The organism is Xanthovirga aplysinae, assembly GCF_009711365.1.
GTDB classification, from domain to species: domain Bacteria; phylum Bacteroidota; class Bacteroidia; order Cytophagales; family Cyclobacteriaceae; genus Xanthovirga; species Xanthovirga aplysinae.
Window position 1 is genome coordinate 1 of record NZ_SMMB01000942.1, and the last position, 4,309, is coordinate 4,309.

General features: G+C 32.5%; 6 protein-coding genes. All 6 read left to right on the top strand.

Annotation, left to right across the window (positions count from 1 at the left end):
* Nucleotides 1-466, top strand: a 466-nt coding sequence (locus E1171_RS08640; RefSeq protein ID WP_155205607.1) for a T9SS type A sorting domain-containing protein, incomplete at its 5' end; no start/stop codon positions are given.
* A 133-nt stretch (nucleotides 467-599) separates the two neighbouring features.
* On the top strand, nucleotides 600-1,481 hold the full coding sequence (locus E1171_RS24610) for an amidohydrolase family protein (RefSeq protein WP_187696345.1): 882 nt from the start codon (nucleotides 600-602) through the stop codon (nucleotides 1,479-1,481).
* Nucleotides 1,438-1,926, top strand: coding sequence for an amidohydrolase family protein (locus tag E1171_RS24615; RefSeq protein ID WP_187696346.1), 489 nt, complete (start codon nucleotides 1,438-1,440; stop codon nucleotides 1,924-1,926). Before E1171_RS24610 ends, E1171_RS24615 begins: the two co-directional genes overlap by 44 nt.
* Nucleotides 1,927-1,959: 33 nt before the next feature.
* Nucleotides 1,960-3,060, top strand: a complete 1,101-nt coding sequence (locus E1171_RS08655) for a DUF4932 domain-containing protein (protein ID WP_155205610.1) — start codon at nucleotides 1,960-1,962, stop codon at nucleotides 3,058-3,060.
* A 101-nt stretch (nucleotides 3,061-3,161) separates the two neighbouring features.
* Complete coding sequence (locus tag E1171_RS08660; RefSeq protein ID WP_155205611.1) at nucleotides 3,162-3,800, top strand: DUF1131 family protein; 639 nt, start codon at nucleotides 3,162-3,164, stop codon at nucleotides 3,798-3,800.
* 116 nt (nucleotides 3,801-3,916) lie between these two features.
* Nucleotides 3,917-4,309, top strand: a 393-nt coding sequence (locus tag E1171_RS23755) for a hypothetical protein (RefSeq protein WP_187696347.1), incomplete at its 3' end; no start/stop codon positions are given.

Consider the following 4,309-nt stretch of genomic DNA (forward strand, 5'->3'; position numbering starts at 1 on the left):
GCTAGTAGAAGATCCTGATAACTCTTTTCCTGACGATTTCTCATTAACCGTCTTTGATGGTGAAAATTATTCAGTAACAAACAATGAAATTACTCCGAACACTGGTTTTATTGGAATATTAAACGTTCCGGTTTCTGTCAATGATGGTACAGACAATAGTGTGCAATTTACTGTCAAGGTCCAAGTAACGAAACCCCTGGGAATAGATGATCATTTTCTCAAAACTAACTTTTCTATTTACCCAAATCCATTTTCAAATCATTTGAATATTAATCCAAAAGATTTTTCTGAACCTTATCAAATAAAAATTTATACTATGAATGGGGTGTTGATTTTTTCCACATTTGAAGATAAAAGGATTGGCAACTCATCTATTGATTTAAGTTCCTTAATAAAGGGTCAATATATATTGAAGGTGGTAACAAAAAATGAGGAGGGGATAACAAGAATAATAAAACAAGAATAAAACTGAGAAAAAACAATTACTAACCATGGCGAGCTGGCATGCTTTGCCAACACATAAAGTCCGAAGCTAAAAAAGCACAGTAGCAAGCCGATCCGTTAGCAATTATTAAATGATCAAATAAATGTTAAAAAGAATGAAATACATAGCTATCCTTTGTCTCTTCACGATTAGTACAGCCTTATTAGGTCAGTCAAATGAGACGAATAGCCCAACTTATATTAAGTCAGGAAAATTATTCGATTCAGAAAATGAAAAAATCCTGAAAAACTACATAATCAAAATTAAAAACAATAGAATAATAGAAGTTGGGAAAAACATTTCAATTCCTGAAAATGCAGACATAATAGATTTGACAGATTACACAGTAATTCCTGGGCTAATAGATGGCCATACCCATCTAATGTACCATGAAAATTTAACTAACCATAAACTCTCCACGGCTGATAGATTATTATTCGAGAGCAATGCTCTCAGAGTTCTCAGGGGGGCTGAACGAGCTAAGTCATGGTTAGAAAGTGGATTTACTACAATAAGAGACTTAGGAGATTCTGGTCCCTTTCTTGATGTTGCATTAAAAAGGGCAATAAATGAGGGGACAACAATAGGACCTCGAATGATTGTGTCTGGTCCAATTATAAGTCCTGAAGGTGGCCAAATAAGAGGGTTATTAAAGAACCGGAGAGAAGTTATTTCTGATGAATATACTATCGTTAGAAGTGTAGATGATGCCATTAATGCAGTTCGTGAACATGTAACCTATGGAGCAGACATTATTAAAATTTGTGCTAACAATACCCCGAATAATACCAGTTTAACATTGGAAGAAATGGAGGCTATTGTTAAAATGGCTCACAGGTACAATAGGAAGGTAACTGCTCATGCCACCCATGATTTGGCTGTTTGGGAAGCCGTAAGTTCAGGGGTGGATGCCATAGAACATGGTTATCAAATCAGACTCCACATTAAACTTAATGGCAAAGAAAGGGGTTGCCTTGGTGCCGACAGACCTATCTAAAAACTTATTTTATAAATACCTGGAAGCTTCCAAGATTGAGAAAGATAAAGACTTAATATATGGTAATTATCAAAAAGAAATGAGTGATCGTTTACAAAGAGCGATCAAAGCTAAGGTAACTATCTTAACGGGTTCCGACAATTACCTCAACTTTGAAATACCACAAGGGGCGGCAGCAAAGGAAATTCTGATTGCCTATCAAGAAGAAGGAATGAAACCTCTCCAAATACTGAAATCTTCCACTTATTTATCTGCCAAATTTATGAACATGGAAGATAGAATTGGGGTCTTCAAAAAGGGAGCCTATGCTGATATAATTGCTGTAAAAGGTGATGTTGTTAAAAACTTCTCAAGTGCAATGTTTAATGTAGTCTTTGTAATGAAGGATGGCAAAATTTATGTCGATAGGAACGAACAATTGCCAACAAAAAATAAACGCCATTAAAACGGGCGTTTATTCAAGACGCTAGCAAACATTATGAAAAAAGTATATATGACAATAGTTCTTCTCCTTCTTTCATTTTTTTCATGCTATTCAAGTGAAATTGAAAAGAAAGAAATAATGGTAGGTCATAATAAAAATTTGGAGATTTTATTTACAGTCTACAACCAAACATGGACTCCTTTTTTGGATAATAATGCTTCAAATTATATGCTTGAACACACAAAATTGATGCAGAAAAACTACCATTATTTTAAAAAATTTAAAGATCACAAAGCAATTCAATTAACAAATAACATATTAGGGAGAAGCGGAACAGATTTCTTTCTTTTGGCCTTCTATTATGATACTTTCCCCAATCCAAAAAGAATTAGAGAAATACCTTTAAAAATTTTAAAAGATATAAATCCAGATTCTAATTTAGCCTTGCTAGAAATAGATAATTTGATGAATGAAATTTCTGATTTTTTCCAGGAATCAGATTTTGAAATGTATTATCAGGAAAATGAATACATTTATAAAAAAGCAAAGGAAGAAGTTTATAAAAATCTTCCTGATGAAAATTTCATTCCTTTTATGGAAAGGTATTTTGGACATAAAAAAAACAGTTACCATTTTATTGTTGTGCCATTTTTTAAATCTCACTTTGGAATGGCATTTCAAATAAAAAATAAGAATGATTTTGATATTTATAGCTTTATATCATCATTCAAACCTCAAATAATAAACAAAAATAAAATTGTTGAAAATGTTGGCTTTGATAGTAAAAAAGATGTCTTAAATTGGGTCATTCACGAATACTCTCATTCTTTTTTTACTCCCATAGTAAATAAGCCAGGTAATCTTGAATCACTAAACCGTTTTGAACATTTATTTAAACCTATAAATAACAATCCTCAAATTGGTGACTGGTACTCAATGTTTGGAGAACATTTAGCAGTGGCCTTTGAAATAAGAGCGGCAGAATTAATGGGAGACAAAGAGGGAAGTAAAAAACTAATTGATAGCCACAAAGATTGGCATTATTTAGATCACTTTTTAGAAAAGCTTAAATATTATGAGCTTAATCGTGATCAATATGAAAATATAGAGAAATATATACCTTATTTAATATCATCCCTTAAAAACCTGAAATAACGTTTGCTAACAATGGTGAGCTGTCATGCTTTGCCAGCGTCGAAAAGCCGACACTAAAAAGCACAGGAGCCAGCCGAATCGTTGTGCTTCATTCTGATAAAATGAAAAATCTATTCAAAATATTAATAACTAGCTCCATTCTTTTTGCTTGTGGTGTTGAACAAAAAAAAGATAATAAAAAAATCCCAGCCGAAAAATCATTATCAAAAACAACAGAAATTGAAGATGAAGATAGTACGGAAGCCCTACTGGACAGTATAACCATTTACGAGAACAGAATTAATGAAATCCCACTTCCTTTTCCACGCAAAGAAATGTTAGAAAAGTTAAAAAAATCATTTATTCAATTAGGTGTCACTAAAGAAATAGGGCAACAAGACGGTCCTGATTTCCCTTTATACTCATTAAAAAATGGGGAGACTGAAATATGCTTTTTTGCAATGGATTGGGAAGATACGTTAAACTTGAACAAAATTTATATTAAAGACGCTTTAATTAAAGACGAATATGGCCTAAAGGTTGGAGATAGCTATCAAAAAATTAAAAAACTTAGAAAAGGAGAAATAAAGACCTACACAGATTATCACCTACATACTGTAGCATATTTTGATAACTCAAATTTATCATATGAAATTTCTGGTGAAGCCTCTATTCCAGATACTATTGACATAAAAAATCTAAAACTTACTGAGAAACAATTAAAAGACTGGACTATCGAATATATAATTTGGCGAAAATAAAGTACGAAAGCATAACAATGGGTATAGGTCAAAGCCTCGCAAGGCCAACGCACAAGCCGGACTAGGCCCCATACCCGAGCCGTTATTTACGAAAATTAGAATAACTGGAATTTAATATGAGAGAAATAATTAAATCATTTATTTATAAATATCCGGAAATGAATGAACTGGGTTATACTGTCAAACAGGTTGATTTCGAACAAATTGATTCCAGAATAAATTCAATCATTCCCGACTGGTATAAAGAAATAATTGAAGAGTACCCTATTATAGGGTTGGAAATAGGAATTCCTTACGATTTTGGTCAAGAAGAATTAAAGGGTTTGCCTTTTAAAGAATTACCTCTATTATCAATATCGTTTAATGATTTAGAAACTATTCAGGATGAAACACTTGAATGTTTCCCAGGCTCTGAACTTATTTCAGAAGGATATTTATGCATTGCCAAGGATGAATATTCTACAGGAGAAGGTATATACATTAATATAAATGAGGAAGATCCAAAAGTT